Origin of the sequence: Microcoleus sp. D3_18_C2 (assembly GCF_036702395.1) — a bacterium.
In the GTDB taxonomy this organism is placed as follows: Bacteria; Cyanobacteriota; Cyanobacteriia; order Cyanobacteriales; family Microcoleaceae; genus Microcoleus.
Map to the genome: position 1 here is coordinate 84,879 of NZ_JAUBTG010000025.1, position 2,499 is coordinate 87,377.

At 45.6% G+C, this 2,499-nt stretch carries 3 protein-coding genes; 1 reads left to right on the forward strand and 2 read right to left on the reverse strand.

The window, feature by feature from the left end; translation table 11 throughout:
• Nucleotides 1–162: 162 nt before the first annotated feature.
• Entirely contained in the window at nucleotides 163–1,167 is a 1,005-nt protein-coding gene (gene pheS, locus QUA88_RS16690) for a phenylalanine--tRNA ligase subunit alpha (protein ID WP_333052935.1), read from the forward strand.
• Between the two features lie 226 nt (nucleotides 1,168–1,393).
• Here pheS and QUA88_RS16695 read toward each other — a convergent pair whose 3' ends face one another.
• Nucleotides 1,394–1,840: a hypothetical protein gene (locus QUA88_RS16695; RefSeq protein ID WP_333212871.1), complete on the reverse strand. Its 447-nt coding sequence runs from the start codon at nucleotides 1,838–1,840 to the stop codon at nucleotides 1,394–1,396.
• A 469-nt stretch (nucleotides 1,841–2,309) separates the two neighbouring features.
• The coding region (locus QUA88_RS16700; RefSeq protein WP_333212873.1) for a hypothetical protein at nucleotides 2,310–2,499 on the reverse strand (190 nt) is incomplete at its 5' end.

Sequence of the window (2,499 nt, forward strand, 5' to 3'; positions counted from 1 at the left end):
AAAATTGCGCTAAACCCAACTTGGCCCAAAACAGCCATCAATCTAAAATCTCAAATCTAAAATCTAAAATCAACAAGGCTGTCGAGCCAAAATTGCGCTAAACTCAACTTGGCCCAAAACAGCCATCAATCTAAAATCTAAAATCTAAAATCTAAAATCAAAATGACTGTCCAGCTAAGCGACATTGAAACTCAACTAGAAACCCTCGGCCAAGAGTCCAAAAGTGCGATCGCCAGTGCCAATACCCTCGAACAACTCGAACAGTTGCGCCTCGGCTACCTCGGCAAAAAAGGCCAACTCTCTCAAATTTTAGGCATGATGGGCAAACTGTCGCCAGACCAGCGGCCCAAAGTAGGGGCGATCGCCAATACAGTCAAAGAAGCCCTGCAAGCAGATTTAGAAGACAAACGCGCCGCCCTCCAAACCGCCCAAATCCAAGCCAAATTAGCCTCAGAAACCATCGATGTCACCATGCCGGGGATTTTTCGCCCCCAAGGCCGCGTTCACCCCTTAAACGCCGTCATAGACCGCGCTCTGGATATCTTTGTCGGCCTGGGATACACCGTCGCCAACGGCCCGGAAATGGAAACAGATTATTACAACTTCGAGGCGCTGAACACCCCGCCAGACCACCCAGCGCGGGATATGCAAGATACATTTTACCTACCAGGCGGCGACTTACTGCGGACTCAGACATCATCAGTGCAAATTCGCTACATGGAACAGCACAAACCGCCGATTCGGATTGTCTCTCCCGGCCGCGTTTACCGCCGCGATACTGTTGATGCTACTCACGCAGCAGTCTTCCACCAAATTGAGCTTTTAGCAATTGGTGAAGGTCTGACATTTACTGACTTGAAAGGCACGATTAAAGAGTTTTTGCGACAAATGTTCGGACAAGATTTGCCGATTCGTTTTCGCACGAGTTACTTTCCTTTTACCGAACCTTCTGCCGAAGTAGATTTGCAGTGGAACGGCAAATGGCTGGAAGTTTTGGGCTGCGGAACCGTCGATCCTAATGTTCTTAAAGGAGTCGGTTTAGATCCCGAAAAATATACTGGGTTTGCGGCCGGTTTTGGTGTCGAGCGGTTCGCAATGGTACTTTATGAAATCGACGATATTCGCCGGGTTTATGCTAGCGATTTGCGCTTTTTGCGGCAATTTTAAAGAAGGGCTTGGGGTCGCTTACACGAGCCGTCTAGAGGTCTTGGTCAATGTACATCAATCTTTCAGTTTCAAGTAAGTAAGTAAGTAAGTACAAATAAACATTACTTGGGAGAGGGCGGGTTCTGCAACGATGACTCGCCCTTACTGTAGATAAGCCCTAAAGCCGCCCCTACAAGCCCCTGCAAGATATTATTGTTTTTTTGCGCTTACCTACTTAATTTATTGTCTACTTGCTAAAAACATCCTTGATGCCGTCAACAGCGCGCTCTACAGCATTCTTGGTATTATCTACTGCTTCCTGAGTCCGAGCTGAATCTTCCGATGCTCTTTTCTCAATTGTGGCCGCATCTTTCTTAGCTTTGCGCTCTACGACACTACCATCCTCCGATGCTCGATCGACTTTAGCAGCATTTGTCTTGGCAGCTTCCTTAACCTTCTCTTCTGTATCTCGGATGAAGTTCTTGGCTCGTCCAGCATCTTTGCTAGCTTTTTCTTGAACCGCATCGCCCGCATCTGCTGCTGCGATCGAGTTTACAGCAGGAGAAGCCATTGCTGCGGTGTTGGAGAAGAACGCACCAGACCAAACGAAGGCCATCGCTGACACGCAAAGGACTGTTGTAGCCATCAAGCGCCCTAAAGTCGAAAGCCGTTTCGTAAAATAATTCAGTTTCATAGAATACAAAAGGAGATGTGACCTTCTATTTTTACTCGATTTGAGCGATCGGCGGAACCGTTCTCTAGATAGAGGTTATCCACCGATGAGCTGTTAAAAAAGTTCCCTCTTTTGATAGATTCAAGCCAGGAAAGTCAGTCAATTTTAGATTTTAGATTTTAGATTTTAGATTTTAGAGTTGACTCCCCAGTCGCCCTTGGGAATCTTGAACTTTGGTGAGTCGATTGTAGATTTTAGATTTTAGATTTAACAATTAATATCAAATCTGTTAGCATCGGGATTATTCATCTATCTCTTCTCTGCATCAGCGTGAATCAGCGTCAATTAATTGTCATCTGCGGTTAAGCAATTTTCTTGTTTTTACCGCAGATACAGGCAGATTAACACAGATTAACGCAGATGAATTATATCAATTCCGGTTGCAGCTTCGGAATAGTAAATTAGAGTTGACTGTTCACGGCGTCAACAGTCAACCGTCAACAGTCAACATCATTACGGTGTTACCGGAAATGATATAAGTAGGTGCGACAGTCAAGCTATCATCAATCGGGCGATTATTGTCATAAAATATCGCTTCTAAGGAATGATATCGTTTCCGGTTGTATCGGAATGATTTAACCGCAGAGGGCGCAGAGAACGCAGAGGGAGAGAATACAGAG